The sequence below is a fragment of the Bacillus methanolicus PB1 genome (genome assembly GCF_000262755.1).
Classification (GTDB): domain Bacteria; phylum Bacillota; class Bacilli; order Bacillales; family Cytobacillaceae; genus Bacillus_Z; species Bacillus_Z methanolicus.
In genome coordinates this window covers 1,144,846-1,162,654 of the sequence record NZ_AFEU01000003.1, presented here as the reverse complement: position 1 = coordinate 1,162,654, position 17,809 = coordinate 1,144,846, and the positions used below count along the sequence as shown (strand labels likewise).

The following is a 17,809-nucleotide window of genomic DNA, read 5'->3' as shown; positions in this document are numbered from 1 at the left end:
AAAGAACAGTAAAAAGGAGGAAATTTTTGATGCAAGAGCGGTTAAAAGAATTGCAGGCAGAAGCACTTGCGAAAGTCGAGCAAGCTTCTGACCTGAAAGAGTTAAATGAAATTCGTGTGTCTTATTTAGGAAAAAAAGGCCCTATCACGGAAGTTCTTAAAGGAATGGGCAAATTATCATCCGAAGAGCGGCCGTTGATGGGGGCTCTCGCTAATGAGGTGCGTGATGCGATCAGTTCCGCGATTGAAAGGAAGCACAATTCCCTTGAAGAAGCGGCGATCCAGCAAAAGCTTGCTTCTGAATCGATAGATGTTACACTTCCCGGCCGGCCTGTTAAAACCGGCAACCATCATCCGTTAACAAGGATTGTTGAGGAGATCGAAGATTTATTTATCGGCATGGGCTATGCCGTTGCAGAAGGTCCTGAAGTGGAAAAAGACTACTATAACTTTGAAGCTTTGAATCTCCCGAAAGGGCACCCGGCTCGTGATATGCAAGATTCCTTCTATATTACTGAAGAAGTTTTGCTCAGGACCCACACATCACCAGTTCAGGCCCGGACACTGGAAAAACATCAAGGCAAAGGACCGGTAAAAATTATTTGTCCAGGTAAAGTGTACCGGAGGGATAATGACGATGCTACCCACTCCCACCAATTTATGCAGATCGAAGGGCTAGTCGTCGATGAAAACATCAGAATGAGCGATTTAAAAGGAACGCTTGAAGTATTCGCGAAAAAGATGTTTGGCGAAGACCGCGAAATCCGTTTGCGTCCAAGTTTCTTTCCTTTTACGGAACCTTCTGTAGAAATGGATATCACTTGTAAAATATGCGGCGGCAAAGGCTGCAGCGTTTGTAAAGGAACAGGCTGGATAGAAATTCTTGGAGCAGGAATGGTTCATCCGAATGTTCTTGAAATGGCCGGGTTTGATTCGAAAAAATATACCGGATTTGCATTTGGAATGGGACCTGAACGAATTGCGATGCTCAAATACGGCATTGATGATATTCGCCATTTTTACACGAATGATATTCGTTTCTTAAAGCAATTTTCAGTTACTGAATAATTTTGGACAGGAGGACAAGACATGTTCGTATCATATAAATGGCTGCAGGAATATGTGGATTTATCGGGGATTACAGCGGAAGAGCTGGCTGAGAAAATCACAAAAAGCGGCATTGAAGTTGAAGGTGTTGAAACGCTGAACGAAGGCATAAAAGGTGTAGTTGTCGGTCATGTATTGGAGCGGGAACAGCATCCGAATGCTGACAAATTAAGTAAATGTTTAGTGGATATCGGTGAAGGGGATCCGGTTCAAATTATTTGTGGAGCGCCAAATGTTGAAAAAGGCCAAAAAGTGGCTGTTGCCAAAGTTGGCGCCGTGCTTCCGGGCAATTTTAAAATTAAGCGGGCAAAGCTGCGCGGAGAAGAATCAAATGGCATGATCTGTTCCCTTCAAGAGCTTGGAATCGAAAGTAAACTTGTTGCAAAGGAATATGCTGAAGGAATTTTCGTTTTTCCGAACGATGCTCAAGTAGGTGAGGATGCAATAGCTCTTCTTCATCGAGACGACAAAGTGCTTGAGCTCGGGCTTACACCAAACCGTTCGGACTGTTTAAGCATGCTGGGTGTTGCTTATGAAGTGGCGGCTATTTTAGGAAGAGAGGTAAAGCTTCCTGCCATTAAAATTCAATCTTCATCCGAGAAAGCTTTCGATTGTATTAAAGTAAGTGTGGAGGCTCCAGAAGATAATCCCCTGTACGTCGCAAAAGTCATCAAAAATGTAAAAATCGGCCCGTCTCCGTTATGGATGCAAGGAAGGTTAATGGCAGCAGGAATCCGCCCTCATAACAATGTTGTCGATATAACCAATTACGTTTTGCTTGAGTACGGCCAGCCTCTTCATGCGTTCGATTATGACCGCCTCGGTTCGAAAGAAATCGTTGTGCGCCGTGCGAAAGACGGGGAAATCATTGAAACGCTTGATGATGTAAAACGCGAATTAATATCTGATCATCTAGTGATTACAAACGGAACAACGCCGATTGCGCTTGCAGGAGTTATGGGGGGCGCAAATTCGGAAGTGCAGGCTGATACAACAACGGTTCTCTTGGAGTCCGCCTATTTCAATGGAGCAGCGGTTAGAAAAGCTTCCAAGGATCACGGATTGCGAAGCGAAGCAAGCACTCGGTTTGAAAAAGGGGTCGATCCTAACCGAGTAAGGGAGGCAGCAGAGAGAGCTGCTGATTTAATGGTAAAATACGCCGGCGGCGAAGTGCTGAAAGGATCAGTTGAAGCAGACCATCTGCATATAAAGCCGGCTGTCGTTTCGGTTTCATTGGAGAAAATCAACCGAGTACTTGGCACCGATTTAACGATGGAACAGGTTGAAGACATTTTTGCCCGCCTGCAATTTGAAACGACTAGTGATAATGAGTATATTACAGTTCCGGTTCCGACCCGCCGAGGAGATATTACGATTGAGGAAGACTTGATCGAAGAAGTTGCACGATTATACGGATACGATAACTTGCCAAAAACTTTGCCAATAGGCGCTTCTGCTCCGGGCAAGCTTACGGATTATCAAAAGAAACGCCGGATCGTCCGCCGTTACTTGGAAGGCGCCGGTCTTTACCAGGCTGTGACCTATTCGTTGACAAGTGAAGAAAAAGCAGGTCAATATGCGCTGGAAAAACGTGATCCAATAAAGCTTGCAATGCCGATGAGTGAAGATAGAAGCAGGCTTCGGCTAAGCATTGTGCCGCAGCTGCTTGAAGTATTAAAATATAATCTCGCCCGCCAGATAGACAGTGTCGCTGTATATGAAATCGGTTCTGTATTTTTAGCGAACGGTTCAGACGAATTGCCGGAAGAACGGGAGCATGCCGCAGCTGCTGTAACTGGATTGTGGCATGTTCATCCATGGCAAGGGGAAAAGAAACCGGTTGACTTCTTTGTTTTGAAAGGAATTCTTGAAGGATTATTTGCTCTCCTTGGTCTTGAAAACGACATTGAGTTCTGCAAAGCGAACGTAGAAGGCATGCATCCGGGAAGAACGGCAGAAGTATACTTAAAAGGCAAAAGAGCAGGATTTATTGGACAGATTCATCCGAGTATTCAAAAGGAAATGGACTTAAAAGAAACGTATGTATTTGAATTGTCATTAAAAATGATTTTAGAAGCCGATACTGCTCCGCTGCATTATGAACCGATTCCACGATTCCCGTCGATTACAAGAGATATTGCGCTTGTGGTTGAAAAAGAGAAAACAGCTGGAGAGATTAAAAGAATTATTAAGGAATCGGGCGGAAATTTGCTGAAAGAAGTTCAAGTGTTTGACCTATATGAAGGCGAGCATATGGAGCCCGGCAAGAAATCAATTGCATTCTCTCTAAAATATTACGATCCGGAACGCACGTTGACAGATGAAGAAGTCAGCATGGCACATAAAAAAGTATTACAAGCAGTGAAAGAACAGGCAGGAGCCGTATTGCGCGGATAAATAATAATGAAAAGAGGAAAGAGGCAGCCACTTAAAGCTGCCTCTTTTCATATTTGCTTTAAAGCATTAACGCATTGAGGGCCAGTCCCGCACTCCTTTAAAGCGTTAATGCGTTGATGCGTTGAGGGCCAGACCCGCGCTGCGTTAAAGCGTTAATGTGTTGAGGGTCTGACCCGCGTTGCTTTAAAGTGTTAAAGCTAAATTTTTTTCGATAGTTGGATTGCCTTTTCTGTATTGGCAAAGTGAAGTTTCACAAATTTTGGAAGCGATTCCCGGCCTTTTTCTTTGATTAGCTTTGCTGCCGCTTCGTCAACTTGTTGGCCTGCCCCTTTCGGGAGTGTAAACCCTGCCGCTTCGCTTAATTTTTCAAAGTGCCGGATAAAGGCGTAGCGTGCGATAATGGAAGCTGCTGCGACAGAGACATGAATTCCCTCTGCCTTTGTGCTGAAATAAACTCGGTCTTTCTGTATGGCCGGCTCGTTCTTAATATGCTCAAAATAAATTTCTTCCTTGACGAATTGGTCAATGAGAACGGCTTCCGGCTTTTCAGGGGCAATTTTATTCAAAACATGGCCGATCGCCTGATTATGAAGCAATGCTTTCATTTTCACTTGCGTCATCCCGGATTGCTGCAATTGATTATATTTTTCATTATGTAAAGTCAACAGGCTGTGAGGAACAATGTTGATTAACTGTTTAGCAATAACAATGATTTTCTCATCTGTTAAATGTTTCGAATCCTTTACACCCAAGTCTTTCAGAAGTGGAATATCTTCTTTTTTTACATAAGCTGCAGCCACTGTAACCGGACCAAAATAATCCCCGGTGCCTACCTCATCGGAGCCTAAAACAGACATAGAACTTAATTCAGAAACGGGTTGCTCCAATTCCCCCCATTTTCTCGCTTCCGTTTCTGCACCATTCCCTTGAAACAGTATTTTTCCGGATTTATAGGCTGTAATGGTACAGTTTTCGGTCTTTGCCGAAAACAGCCCTCCATGAGGGACTTTTTCTAATAAATAATTTTCATAATATTTTTTTATTTGCTCAAGTTCTATGCTGTTTTTTTTCAATACAACATTACTCAAAATAAACACTCCTTCAAATTTATAAGATGTAATTTCACAAAATTATCCATTTTGTTTGCACATGATAGAAAACGAATGAGGGCAAAATTTATTTCATTAGTCTTCTATGAAAAACCGGAATTTTCTTCAAACGCTTTGGCTTTCCACGATTTTCGGTTCATGTTATAGTATAGATTAGGATTCTTACGAAGGGGGCATTCGTGTTGTCAGATGCACAAAAAAATCGTATTACAGTTGAAATATACGGGCAACAATATGTCATTGTAGGCTATGAAAGCACAAGTCATATTCGCCTTGTTGCCTCTATTGTTGACGATAAAATGCGTGAAATCAGCTCCAAGAATCCTTCACTCGATACTAGCAAATTAGCCGTATTAACTGCAGTCAATGCGGTAAATGATTATTTAAAAATAAAAGATCGGCTGGAACGGCTGGAAAACGAATTAAAAAGAGTAAAGGACTGAAAAGCCATGCTGGATTTCGCTATATTCATTATCTTGGTCTTCGGTTTTTTAGTAGGTTTAAAGAGAGGCTTTATACTTCAATTAATTCACCTTACCGGCTTCATTATAGCCTTTATTGCCGCAAGGATGTATTACGAAGAACTTGCTCCCAAGCTGACCTTGTGGATTCCATATCCAGCTCTGGACAGCGACTCTTCTTTAAAGATGCTGTTAGAAAATAAGAATTTGGAAGATGCATTTTATCGGGCGATTGCGTTTGCCGCGGTCTTTTTTGCTGTAAAAATTTTGCTCCAAATCATCGGTTCAATGCTCGATTTTGTTACTCATTTGCCTGTTTTAAGACAGTTGAATATTTTTGCAGGAGGATTTCTTGGTTTTGCGGAAGTTTATCTTATTATGTTCATTTTATTATATATAGCTGCCCTGTTGCCAATCGAAGCAATCCAGGAGACGCTCGCCAATTCTTTTTTTGCGAAAAATATAGTTGAAAATACTCCCCTTCTTTCGCAGCAAATAAAAGAACTCTGGATTGAATATGTTTCGGCATAACTTCTCTTTTGCAGAGAAGTTTTTCTTTTCATGATAAAAATAGAGTGTAGAGGACAAAAGGCGGTGTGCACGAATGAGTGTTAATAAAAAAGATGTCATTCGTTTATTGGAATCAATTGCTATTTATATGGAATTAAAAGGAGAAAATCCATTTAAAGTTTCGGCGTTCAGAAAGGCAGCTGCCGCATTGGAAGCTGATGAAAGGAGCTTAACAAAAATTAAAGATTTTACATCGCTTCAAGGCATCGGAAAAAGTACGGCGGCAGTTATTGAAGAGTATATACAAGAAGGAAAATCCTCTGTCTTGATGGAGCTTCAAGAAGAAGTCCCGAAAGGATTAATTCCGCTTTTGCAAATCCAAGGTCTTGGAGGCAAAAAAATTGCCAAACTTTATCGAGAACTTGGAATTGAAAGCGCCGAAGATTTGGAAGCGGCATGCCGCGAAGGAAAAGTGAAAGAATTGGCTGGTTTTGGTAAAAAAACTGAGGAAAAAATCCTTGCGGAATTACAAAAATCAGGGTCAAAACCCGAAAGGCTGCCGGTTGCTTTTATACTTCCGATCGCTGAATCGATTGAAAAAGAGCTCAAGAACTTCCCGGAAATTGAAAAATTCTCAAGGGCCGGAAGCTTGCGAAGAATGAGAGAAACTGTGAAAGATCTGGATTTTATTATCGCAACAAATGAACCGGTTTTTGTTAAAGAAAAGTTGCTGAAGCTTCCTAACATTAAAGAAACAATTGCGGGAGGAGACACAAAGGTTTCACTTATTTTGGATTATAATTACGAAGTTTCTGTTGATTTCCGGCTTGTGAAACCTGCACAATTTGCGACTGCCCTCCATCATTTTACAGGCTCTAAGGAACATAATGTGCGAATGAGGCAGCTGGCAAAAGAACGGGGCGAAAAAATAAGCGAATATGGTGTGGAAAATACGAAAACGGGGGATATTCTTACCTTTCCTTCTGAAGAAAAATTCTACCATCATTTCGGTCTGCCTTTGATCCCGCCGGAAATTAGGGAAGATGGCCGGGAAGTTGATGAATTTACAACAGATATGCAATTCATTTCCCTTGATGATATGAAAGGGGACCTCCATTTGCACACGACATGGAGCGATGGGGCCCACTCGATTGAGGAAATGGTGGAAGCCTGCCGAAGAAGAGGCTATCAATATTTAGCTATAACAGATCATTCCCGGTATTTAAAAGTAGCCAATGGGCTAACACCTGAAAGGCTGAGGAAACAAAAAGAGGAAATAAAAAAACTGAACGAAAAGTATGATGATATCACGATCCTTTCCGGTGTGGAAATGGATATATTGCCTGACGGTACGCTCGATTATGAGGATGAATTGCTTGAAGAAATAGATCTTGTCATCGCTTCGATCCATTCGTCTTTTTCACAGCCGAAAGAAAAAATTATGTCACGGCTCAAAACAGCTCTCTTAAATGCCCACGTCGATATCATTGCCCATCCAACGGGAAGGTTGATCGGACGTCGTGAAGGCTATCAAGTCGATATCGATATGCTGATTGAACTGGCGAAGGAAACAAATACGGCGCTCGAACTTAATGCAAACCCGAATCGTCTCGACCTTTCTGCAGTGCATTTGAAAAATGCTCAAGAAAAAGGTGTAATGATCGCTATCAATACGGATGCGCATAATATGGACACTCTTTCCTATATGGAAATCGGAGTGTCGGCTGCAAGAAAAGGATGGATTCAAAAAAGCTCTGTGCTGAATGCTTTAGAAATAAATAAATTGCTTGATTTTCTGCACCGCCGGAATGAAAAGCAACAATGAGATAAAAGGAGGAACAATCTCCATGCATCAACGGGTTTTAAAGGTTTTAGAATTTGATAAAGTGAAAGAACAGCTCCTTGAACATGCGTCATCCTCATTAGGAAGAGAAAAAGTGAATCAGTTGGTGCCGTCTACTTATTTTCACGAAGTTGTGCAACTTCAAGAAGAGACAGACGAGGCAGTTAAGGTGCTCCGTTTAAAGGGCAATGTACCTCTCGGAGGAATCTTCGATATTCGCCCCCATACGAAGAGGGCGGCAATTGGCGGGTCTTTGAGCCCTCACGAATTAATTCAAGTTGCGAGTACCGTTCATGCCAGCAGGCAATTAAAAAGATTCATTGAAGATTTGAATGAAGAAACAAATGATCTACCGATTTTAGCAAAATATGTTGAACGAATCATCGTGCTGGCAGAACTGGAAGAAGCAATCAAACATGCGATCGATGAAAGCGGTGAAGTCCTTGATGGTGCCAGTGAAACATTAAGGTCTTTAAGACAGCAGCTGCGAACAAAGGAAGCCCGTGTCCGTGAACGGCTGGAAAGCATGATCCGGTCTTCAAATGCGCAGAAAATGCTTTCTGATGCCATTGTAACGATTCGAAATGACCGCTTCGTTATTCCGGTAAAACAGGAGTACCGCACGTATTACGGCGGGATCATCCATGACCAGAGCTCATCTGGACAAACATTGTTTATTGAGCCGCAGGCAATTGTTCAATTGAATAATGACCTTCAAGCTACCCGTGTGAAAGAACAGCAGGAAATCGAACGCATTTTGCATGAACTTTCCCAAAAAGTCGGTGAATATAGCGGTGAGCTGGAAACAATTGTTCTTGTTTTGGCAGAATTGGACTTTATGTTTGCAAAAGCAAGATACAGCAGCAAAATTAAAGCGTCAAAGCCTCTGATGAATAATGAAGGAAGGATTTCTTTAATTAAAGCGCGCCATCCTTTAATCCCAATCGATGAAGTGGTACCGAATGATATTTCATTAGGAAAAGATTTTTCTACAATCGTTATTACCGGACCAAATACAGGCGGAAAAACGGTCACATTAAAAACTGTCGGCCTTTGCACGCTCATGGCTCAGTCGGGGCTGCAAATTCCGGCCTTAGACGGATCGGAAATGGCTGTTTTCGGATCCGTCTATGCGGATATCGGTGATGAGCAGTCAATCGAACAAAGTTTGAGTACATTTTCTTCCCATATGGTAAATATTGTTGATATTTTAAATAAGGTCGATTTTAACAGCCTCGTCCTTTTCGATGAACTTGGAGCAGGAACCGATCCGCAGGAAGGTGCCGCGCTGGCAATATCTATATTGGACGAAGTTTATAAACGCGGTGCAAAAGTAATTGCAACAACCCACTATCCTGAATTAAAGGTATACGGATACAATCGGGAAGGAGTCATAAATGCAAGCGTCGAATTTGATATTGAAACATTAAGTCCGACTTATAAGCTCTTGATTGGGGTTCCTGGGCGAAGCAATGCGTTTGAAATATCAAAGCGGCTCGGCCTTGATGAAAAAGTGATTAATAATGCCCGCTCTTACGTAGGCGCTGACAGCAGCCAAGTTGAAAAAATGATCGCTTCTCTCGAATCAAGCAGACGCCAAACCGAAGCTGATCTTGAAGAAGCTAATGATTTGTTAAAGCAAGCCGAAAAGCTCCATAAAGATCTACAAAAGCAAATGATCGCTTTTTATGAATATAAGGACTCTTTATATGAAAAAGCGGAAGAAGAAGCCCGGGCCATTGCGGAAAAAGCTAAAAAAGAAGCGGAAGAGATCATCAGAGAATTAAGAAAAATGCGCATTGAAAAACATGCCGAAGTGAAAGAACATGAGCTTATTGAAGCAAAGAGAAGACTGGAAGAAGCCGCGCCTGAAAAAAGAGCAAGCAGCAGCGGGAATAAATTCAAGGATAAAAAACACGTCTTCAGGCCTGGGGATGAGGTAAAGGTTTTAAGTTTCAACCAAAAAGGTCATCTTGTTGAGAGAATTTCTGACTCGGAGTGGCTGGTGCAAATTGGAATTTTAAAGATGAAAGTAGAAGAATCGGACATGGAATTCATCAACAGTCCTAAACCGGCAGATACAAAACCAATTGCAACTGTAAAAGGGAAGGACTTCCATGTAAGCCTTGAACTTGATCTGCGGGGAGAACGATATGAAGATGCATTGTTAAAAGTTGAAAAATACATCGATAATGCTTTATTGGCAGGATATCCCCGGGTATCCATCATTCACGGCAAAGGAACCGGTGCATTAAGGCAAGGAGTTCAGGAATATTTAAATAATCACCGTGCCGTAAAAAAAATCCGCTTTGGCGAGGCGGGAGAAGGCGGAACAGGAGTAACAGTTGTTGAATTTAAATAATGGCGGTGAGCAACGAAAATGAACGGATTTTGGGAGAATGAATATGTGCAAATAGCCGCTTATTACAGCGTTGTTATTTTATGTTCGATTGTATTTTTAACTGTTTTTGAGCTTGTTACAAAGTATAAAAATTGGGAGGAAATCAAAAACGGGAACTTGTCTGTTGCAATGGCAACCGGAGGCAAAATATTTGGCATAGCAAATATATTCCGCCATTCTATTATTCAGCATGACAGTCTTTTTTCGATGATCGGCTGGGGAGTGTTCGGGTTTGCTCTGTTGCTGGCAGGGTACTTTATCTATGAGTTTTTAACTCCTAAATTTAGAATAGATGATGAAATTCAAAACGATAACCGGGCAGTCGGCTTTATTTCAATGGTTATATCAATAGGGCTGTCTTACGTTATCGGTGCGGGAATATAAGAAGGGAGTTTGCGAGTTGGAGAAGTTAGCAAAAGTGCTGCTCGTTCTGTGTGCTGCATTTGCCGCAATCGGGGTAATTTATTTAATGTTTTTTGCATAATATCTTATACTAATTGCTTTTTTAAAAGGGGCTGAATCATAAGGGTCTGACTCCCTCCGGAAATGATAATATATAGAATTGATTTTCAAAGTTTGTCTATATATTGTATTGGGGGGATCTGACCCTTTTTCTAATCTCAGTAAAGTTGCGGAATCACAGTGATATAGGATTTTGGTATTGGTTATTCTAATTGTAATGGAATGACCGTTATATTATAATTAAGCAGAAACAGTTAGAATATTCTAAAAATTATTAAAAAAGGAGGGAATTGTATGCCAGAGAACAGGCCTTGGTTAAAAAGTTATCCGGAAGAAATCCCTTCATCATTAACCTACGATCGTATACCATTGCATCAATATTTAATAAATGCCGCTGAAGATTTTCCCGAAAAATGCGCAATCCATTTTATGGGGAAAGAAATCACTTATAAAAAACTTTTAGAATTTGCAGTTAAATTTGCAGGATATTTACAGGAACTCGGCATAAAAAAAGGTGACAGGGTTGCAATTATGCTTCCAAATACAATACAATCTGTATTCGCTTATTACGGTATTTTAATGGCCGGTGGCATCGTAGTTCAAACAAACCCATTGTATATGGAACGGGAACTTCAATATCAAATGAAGGATTCCGGCGCCAAAGCCATTATCACCCTGGATATTTTATTTCCAAAGGTATCTAAAGTAATGCCTCATACGGATTTAAAACACATAATTGTAACCGCTATCAAAGACTTTTTGCCTTTTCCAAAAAACCTTATTTATCCATTAATTCAAAAAAAGCAGTACGGTATTGTTGTTGATGTCAAACATGAAGGCAATCATCATTTATTAATGGAAATTTTAAAACAGCCGTCAAAACGGGTAAAAGAGTATAAATTAAATTTCGAAGAAGACCTTGCACTCCTCCAATATACGGGCGGAACGACAGGTTTTCCGAAAGGTGTTATGCTTACACATAAAAATCTCGCAGCTAACGCTGTAATGTGCCAGGCATGGCTATATAAATGCAAGCGCGGGGAAGAAGTCGTCCTTGGAATCCTTCCATTTTTTCATGTGTATGGAATGACAACTGTTCTAATTCTCTCTGTCATGCAGGCATATAAAATGGTTCTATTACCAAAATTTGATGCTGAAACAACATTAAAGACGATACAAAAACAACGGCCTACATTATTTCCGGGAGCTCCGACTATTTATATCGGATTGTTAAATCATCCTGAGCTTAAAAAATATGATCTTTCATCGATCGATTCCTGCCTTAGCGGGTCGGCTCCGTTGCCGGTAGAAGTACAGCAAAAATTTGAGGAAGTGACAGGAGGAAAGCTTGTTGAAGGCTATGGTTTGACCGAATCATCCCCTGTAACACATTCAAACTTTCTTTGGGACAGTCCAAGAGTAAGAGGCAGTATCGGTGTTCCGTGGCCGGATACAGAGGCATGCATATTTTCGATTGAAACAGGTGAACAGCTGTCTACGGGGGAAATTGGAGAAATCGCAGTCAGAGGGCCTCAGATTATGAAAGGCTATTGGAACAAGCCGGAGGAAACAGCCCAAGTGCTGCGTGACGGATGGCTGTTAACCGGAGACCTCGGATATATGGATGAGCATGGATACTTTTACGTTGTTGACCGGAAAAAGGATATGATTATTGCCGGAGGATTTAACATCTATCCGCGCGAGGTTGAGGAAGTTCTTTATGAACATCCGGATGTTCAGGAGGTTGTAGTGGCTGGAATTCCTGACCCTTACAGAGGAGAAACAGTTAAAGCGTACATCGTATTGCGGGAAGGAGCTTCAATTACAACTGAAGAAATGGATAAATTTGCGCGAAAACACCTCGCAGCCTATAAAGTTCCGAGAGCGTATGAATTTAGGAATGAACTTCCAAAAACAGCTGTCGGCAAAATTTTGCGAAGAGTTTTAGTAGATGAAGAGAAAAAGAAGATGGAAGAAGAACAAAAGAAACAGGCTTAAGCTTTTGAAGCGCTTATCGGCATTTTTTTTTGATAATTAGTACTTGTCTCACTATCAGGGAGTATACCAGAATAAATGTATATTATCATATTGACACATTAAAATGACAGAATTATTATAAAAATATGAATGATTATTCATTCATTTTATAGCAAATGAAATGTATAGAAGAAGGTTTAAACCGTGGCACCAAGTAGGGGGAAGAGTTGAAAGTGTTGAAGAAAAATAAACCGAAATACAGGCAAATTATTGATGCTGCAGTGATCGTTATAGCCGAAAATGGCTATCATCAAGCCCAAGTATCGAAAATTGCCAAACAAGCCGGAGTAGCGGATGGAACAATCTACTTATATTTCAAAAACAAAGAGGACATTCTTATTTCTCTTTTTCAAGATAAAATGGGTTTGTTTGTAGAAATAATTGAAAAAGAAATTGCAGGAAAAGAGACAGCTGCAGAGAAGTTATTAACGTTGATTGAAAATCATTTTAAGATGCTTGCCGATGATCCGCATCTTGCTATTGTTACCCAGCTGGAGCTCAGACAATCGAATAAAGACCTTCGACTTAAGATTAACGAAGTGCTGAAAGGATACTTAAGAGTAGTCGATAAAATCTTAATCGAAGGAATAGAAAACGGAGAATTTTCCAGTGCTTTAGACATTCGGCTAGCAAGGCAAATGATATTTGGAACTATAGATGAAACTGTCACAACATGGGTTATGAATGATCAAAAATATGATTTGACCGCTCTTTCTGAAAAAGTCCACGAATTGCTGATCCACGGATGCAGAGGTTTCAGAACAAAGGGGTAGGCTTTCGCAATTAAGGAGGGGATAAAAGTGGAAAACTTAAGCTGGTCTCATTCAGATATGGTGGTAACCATTACAATTAAGAGGCCGCCGGCAAACGCTCTTTCTTCAAGCCTGTTGAAACAATTATCAGCCGTATTGGACGAAGTAGAATCAAATGATCATATTAGAGTCATATTGATTCATGGGGAGGGAAAGTTTTTCTCTGCCGGAGCTGATATTAAGGAATTTACTTCGATTCAGACGGGACACGACTTCGCCAATCTGGCTGAATATGGACAGAACTTGTTTGAACGATTGGAGAATTTCAGCAAGCCAATTATTGCAGCCATACATGGTGCTGCTCTTGGCGGAGGGCTTGAGCTTGCGATGGCGTGCCATTTCCGCCTTGTGAGCGAAGACGCCAAGCTTGGATTACCAGAATTGCAGCTTGGCTTAATTCCAGGCTTTGCAGGCACACAGCGCCTTCCTCGCTATGTCGGAATTGCGAGAGCAGCGGAAATGATGTTTACGAGTGAGCCGATCACCGGAATAGAAGCAGTCCAATATGGGCTTGCCAATCATGCATATCCGGAAAGCGAGCTGTTAGACAATGCATACCGGATTGCGAAAAAAATTGCGAAGAAAAGCCCTGTTTCGATTAAAGCGGCTATCCAGCTATTAAACTATGCAAAAACGGAAGAGTTTTATAGTGGAGTTAAAAAAGAAGCCGAGCTATTCGGAAAAGTGTTTGTATCCGAAGATGCGCAAGAAGGCATTCGCGCATTTATTGAAAAAAGAGAGCCTTCATTCAAAGGAAAGTAAATGATTAGAAAAACATGCGTGCGTAAATTTCTGTCTTACCACTGGCATGTATTTTAAGACGTCTAAAATTGTTTATCTTAAATTTTTTTAATCTTTTGAACTGATGGAATGTTTAATTGCTTAGGAGGGGTAAACATGAACATTTTTGTATTGATGAAGAGAACATTTGACACTGAAGAAAAGATTACCATTTCCGGCGGCATAATCAATGAGGATGGCGCTGAGTTTATTATCAATCCGTATGATGAGTATGCAATTGAAGAAGCGATTCAAGTCCGCGATGCCCATGGCGGCGAAATTACTGTCATTTCCGTCGGTAATGAAGAATCAGAAAAGCAGGTGCGTACAGCATTGGCAATGGGAGCTGATAAAGCTGTATTAATTAATACAGAAGATGATATTGAGAATGGCGATCAGTTTACAACGGCTAAAATTCTGGCTGAATATTTGAAAGACAAAGAAGTTGATTTAATTCTTGCCGGAAACGTAGCAATTGACGGCGGGTCGGGACAGGTTGGACCTCGCGTAGCTGAATTGTTAAACATTCCGTACGTAACGACGATTACAAAGCTTGAAATCGATGGAAGCAATGTAACCGTTGTCAGAGATGTAGAAGGAGACTCAGAAATCATTGAAACAAGCCTTCCGCTTCTTGTCACTGCTCAGCAAGGTTTAAATGAACCGAGATATCCATCTTTGCCGGGAATCATGAAGGCAAAGAAAAAACCCCTCGACGAATTGGAACTTGATGATCTTGATCTAGAAGAAGAAGATATTGAAGCGAAGACAAAAACGATCGAAATTTATCTGCCGCCTAAAAAAGAAGCAGGAAAGGTTCTTGAAGGGGAAATTGCTGATCAAGTGAAAGAGCTCGTTCGTCTGCTGCACACTGAAGCTAAAGTAGACTAAACGTGAACTTGACATTTATATTCAGGAGGTAAAACAAGTGGCGAGAAAAGTATTAATATTAGGCGAAGTCCGCGACGGTTCATTGCGCAACGTTTCTTTTGAAGCAATTGCAGCTGCAAAAACGGTAGCTGAAGGCGGCGAAGTAGTCGGAGTATTAGTGGGCGAATCTGTAAGCGCTTTAGGTGTTGAATTGATCCATTACGGAGCTGACCGCGTAGTTGTTGTTGAAGATGAAAAATTAAAACAATATACACCGGACGGATATTCACAAGCATTAATGGCAGTAATTGAATCAGAAAATCCAGAAGGAATTGTTTTTGGACATACGGCATTGGGCAAGGATTTATCGCCGAAAATTGCAAGTAAACTAAACTCCGGCTTAATTTCTGATGTTACCGGAATTGAAGAAGCAGGAGGCAACCTGGTGTTCACAAGACCAATATATTCAGGAAAGGCCTTTGAAAAGAAAATTGTGACTGACGGATTGATCTTTGCAACCATACGTCCTAACAATATTGCTCCTCTTAAAAAGGATGAATCACGGAATGGAGAGGTTATTTCGTTAAGCGTTGATATTAAAGACTTGCGTACGATTATCAAAGAAGTTGTCCGCAAGACAAGTGAAGGAGTCGATTTATCAGAAGCAAAAGTAATTGTTGCCGGCGGCCGAGGAGTAAAAAGTGCAGAAGGCTTTGCGCCTCTAAAAGAACTTGCGAAAGTACTTGGCGGTGCCGTCGGTGCTTCCCGCGGTGCGTGCGATGCTGACTATTGCGACTACTCTTTGCAGATCGGCCAAACCGGTAAAGTGGTAACACCTGATCTTTATATCGCTTGCGGAATCTCAGGCGCCATTCAGCATTTAGCTGGTATGTCCAACTCGAAAGTCATTGTAGCCATTAACAAGGATCCGGAGGCAAACATCTTTAAAGTTGCTGATTATGGAATTGTCGGAGATCTATTCGAAGTTGTTCCGATGCTTACAGAAGAATTCAAAAAATTAAAAGTTCGCTCTAAATAATCGAAGGCTTTGCGAAGAATAGTTGTTGAAAAAAAGGGCAAATTGAATACGAAGCAAATCATTAGAAAGAAATGATAAACGGTGATATACTTTCGTTAGTATTTTATTAAATCTTAGGAGGCATGTAAAATGGCGATAGTAAATGTAACAGATCAAACATTTGCTGCTGAAACAAGTTCTGGGTTAGTACTTGCAGACTTCTGGGCTCCATGGTGCGGCCCTTGTAAAATGATTGCTCCTGTATTGGAAGAGCTTGATCAAGAAATGGGAGATAAAGTTAAAATCGTTAAACTTGATGTAGATGAAAACCAGGAAACAGCTGCTAAGTTTGGCGTAATGAGCATTCCTACTTTAATCGTATTTAAAGACGGTGAAGTAGTGGATAAAGTTATTGGATTCCAGCCAAAAGAAGCTCTTGCAGAAGTCTTAAATAAACACGCTTAATAAAAAGATTTTGAATTGAATTAAGTTGAAGTCTTTAAGAGGCTGACCAAAAGTTGCTATAAAGCGGCTGAAGGTCAGTTTTTTTTATTCATAATTTGCCGCAATTTTTTATAAGTTTCCGTTGACACTGAAAATCATTCTCTTTATAATTACTAATGAAAATCATTATCAGTGAAAAATATTATGATTGATGGAGGATACATATGAAAAAGAAGGATTTAAAACGAATTTTTGCAAGCTTCATCATTGCAAGCACGGTATTAACAGCATGTAATGCAGGTGGTGATACTGCAGAAAAGTCTGAAGAGAAAGTTCAGGAAAAAGCAGGAGAAACTGCTGAAGAAACAAAAGAAATTAAAATTGAAGATACAGATACAGCAAAGCAAGTAACAACATTTTCAGAGATGAAAAAAGAGCTTGAAAAAGCCGAAGAAGGAAAAGAAGTTAATTGGGATGGTGTTTTAGAAAAATATAAATCCGGATTGCAAGCAGCTGTAAGTGAAATAAATGGCGAATATGATCAAGCAATCCAAACAGCGATCGAAGCGGGAAAATCCGGTGAATTAGATCCGGCAATAGCAGGAGAATTAGTGGATAAAACGACTCAATCCTACTTCTATCAAAAGCAAAAGGCTTTGCAAAAAGAAGCAGCGGCTGCATTTAATGAAGGAAAACAAGAAGAGGCAAAGCTTGCTTTCGAACAAGTAAAACATCTTGCAAATGAAATCTTTATTCCAACAGCTGAAAAGCGTGATAATTACTACCAATTAACCGGTGAATCAAGCATTGTTGAAAATATCAATGCTGGTCTTTCTGCTCAGGAAGAAGCATTAACAGCAAATAAAGCGGAAGATTTTAATGTTTTCGTTCAATTAACAGATAAATCCATTTACAAAAACTTTTATTTAGCAGCCAATTCCTATGCGGAAAAAATTGAAGCCGCAGTAAAAGAAGGCAAAGATGAAGCCGATTTGAAAATTATGCAGGCGGAAGCATGGGGATTCTTGCAAGCGATTAAAGAATCGTTATCTGGCGGTGATGAGGCTGCAGCTACAAAACTGAACGAAATTTTCTCTCTTGATAAGACTGACCCGAAAACAATTAAAGCCGCAGATGTAAATGCCTTATTTACAAAAGCGATCGTTGGAAAAATAAAAGGCTATTATGAAAAAGCTCCAAAAGCGTTGGAAGAAAATAATGTAGTAGAAGCAAAAACGGAAGCTCTTGAAGGAAATATGTTCGTTAAAGCACTTGAAATACAATTAAAGAAAAAACTCGGTGATGAAAAAGCAAACGAAACATTCACGCATGCTGAAGATTGGTACAACAGCATTGCCGAAAACAAAAAAGATGACGCAAAAACGCACAGCGATACTGTATTACAAGCATTAGAGCAGTTGCTTCAATAAGGAATATTAATGTAGTAAAACGAGGCTGTCTCAAGCCTAAGGGTCAGACCCCATAACACAATATATAGGACATAATGTTGCATAAATGTGCTATATATTGATAAATGTACATGGGGTCAGACCCTTATG

At 40.6% G+C, this 17,809-nt stretch carries 15 protein-coding genes; 14 read left to right on the top strand and 1 reads right to left on the bottom strand.

The genetic code is table 11. The features are described 5' to 3' along the window. The first annotated feature begins 29 nt into the window (after positions 1–29). Positions 30–1,067: a phenylalanine--tRNA ligase subunit alpha gene (pheS, locus tag PB1_RS15540; protein ID WP_004438757.1), complete on the top strand. Its 1,038-nt coding sequence runs from the start codon at positions 30–32 to the stop codon at positions 1,065–1,067. Positions 1,068–1,088: 21 nt separating this feature from the next. Further along, positions 1,089–3,503, top strand: coding sequence for a phenylalanine--tRNA ligase subunit beta (gene pheT, locus PB1_RS15535; protein ID WP_004438754.1), 2,415 nt, complete (start codon positions 1,089–1,091; stop codon positions 3,501–3,503). Positions 3,504–3,700: 197 nt separating this feature from the next. Here the strand turns inward: pheT and rnhC are convergent, their stop codons facing one another. Further along, positions 3,701–4,591: a ribonuclease HIII gene (gene rnhC, locus PB1_RS15530; RefSeq protein WP_004438753.1), complete on the bottom strand. Its 891-nt coding sequence runs from the start codon at positions 4,589–4,591 to the stop codon at positions 3,701–3,703. A 203-nt stretch (positions 4,592–4,794) separates the two neighbouring features. On the opposite strand from rnhC, the gene zapA reads away from it, so the two are divergent. The 12 genes from zapA to PB1_RS15470 all read left to right on the top strand — a co-directional run bounded on the left by zapA (position 4,795) and on the right by PB1_RS15470 (position 17,680). After that, a complete protein-coding gene (zapA, locus tag PB1_RS15525; RefSeq protein ID WP_004438750.1) occupies positions 4,795–5,055 on the top strand; it encodes a cell division protein ZapA in 261 nt (86 codons plus the stop codon). A 6-nt stretch (positions 5,056–5,061) separates the two neighbouring features. Further along, entirely contained in the window at positions 5,062–5,604 is a 543-nt protein-coding gene (locus PB1_RS15520) for a CvpA family protein (protein ID WP_004438748.1), read from the top strand. A gap of 73 nt (positions 5,605–5,677) precedes the next feature. Further along, complete coding sequence (polX, locus tag PB1_RS15515) at positions 5,678–7,408, top strand: DNA polymerase/3'-5' exonuclease PolX (protein ID WP_004438745.1); 1,731 nt, start codon at positions 5,678–5,680, stop codon at positions 7,406–7,408. Positions 7,409–7,430: 22 nt separating this feature from the next. Continuing rightward, positions 7,431–9,788 (top strand): endonuclease MutS2, encoded by a 2,358-nt coding sequence (locus PB1_RS15510; protein WP_004438743.1) that lies wholly within the window; start codon positions 7,431–7,433, stop codon positions 9,786–9,788. Positions 9,789–9,806: 18 nt separating this feature from the next. Then, entirely contained in the window at positions 9,807–10,211 is a 405-nt protein-coding gene (locus tag PB1_RS15505; protein WP_004438741.1) for a DUF350 domain-containing protein, read from the top strand. Between the two features lie 372 nt (positions 10,212–10,583). Then, a complete protein-coding gene (locus tag PB1_RS15500; RefSeq protein WP_004438737.1) occupies positions 10,584–12,287 on the top strand; it encodes an AMP-binding protein in 1,704 nt (567 codons plus the stop codon). A gap of 215 nt (positions 12,288–12,502) precedes the next feature. After that, positions 12,503–13,099: a TetR/AcrR family transcriptional regulator gene (locus tag PB1_RS15495; RefSeq protein ID WP_004438735.1), complete on the top strand. Its 597-nt coding sequence runs from the start codon at positions 12,503–12,505 to the stop codon at positions 13,097–13,099. Between the two features lie 27 nt (positions 13,100–13,126). Further along, on the top strand, positions 13,127–13,900 hold the full coding sequence (locus PB1_RS15490; RefSeq protein ID WP_004438732.1) for an enoyl-CoA hydratase: 774 nt from the start codon (positions 13,127–13,129) through the stop codon (positions 13,898–13,900). Positions 13,901–14,035: 135 nt separating this feature from the next. After that, on the top strand, positions 14,036–14,809 hold the full coding sequence (locus PB1_RS15485) for an electron transfer flavoprotein subunit beta/FixA family protein (RefSeq protein ID WP_004438729.1): 774 nt from the start codon (positions 14,036–14,038) through the stop codon (positions 14,807–14,809). A 19-nt stretch (positions 14,810–14,828) separates the two neighbouring features. After that, the gene (locus PB1_RS15480) at positions 14,829–15,827 is read left to right on the top strand and encodes an electron transfer flavoprotein subunit alpha/FixB family protein (RefSeq protein ID WP_274413141.1); all 999 of its coding nucleotides are present in this window, start codon (positions 14,829–14,831) and stop codon (positions 15,825–15,827) included. Positions 15,828–15,956: 129 nt separating this feature from the next. After that, positions 15,957–16,271, top strand: a complete 315-nt coding sequence (gene trxA / locus PB1_RS15475) for a thioredoxin (RefSeq protein ID WP_004438725.1) — start codon at positions 15,957–15,959, stop codon at positions 16,269–16,271. Between the two features lie 203 nt (positions 16,272–16,474). Next, positions 16,475–17,680, top strand: coding sequence for a hypothetical protein (locus tag PB1_RS15470; RefSeq protein ID WP_004438723.1), 1,206 nt, complete (start codon positions 16,475–16,477; stop codon positions 17,678–17,680). The last annotated feature ends 129 nt before the right edge of the window (positions 17,681–17,809 follow it).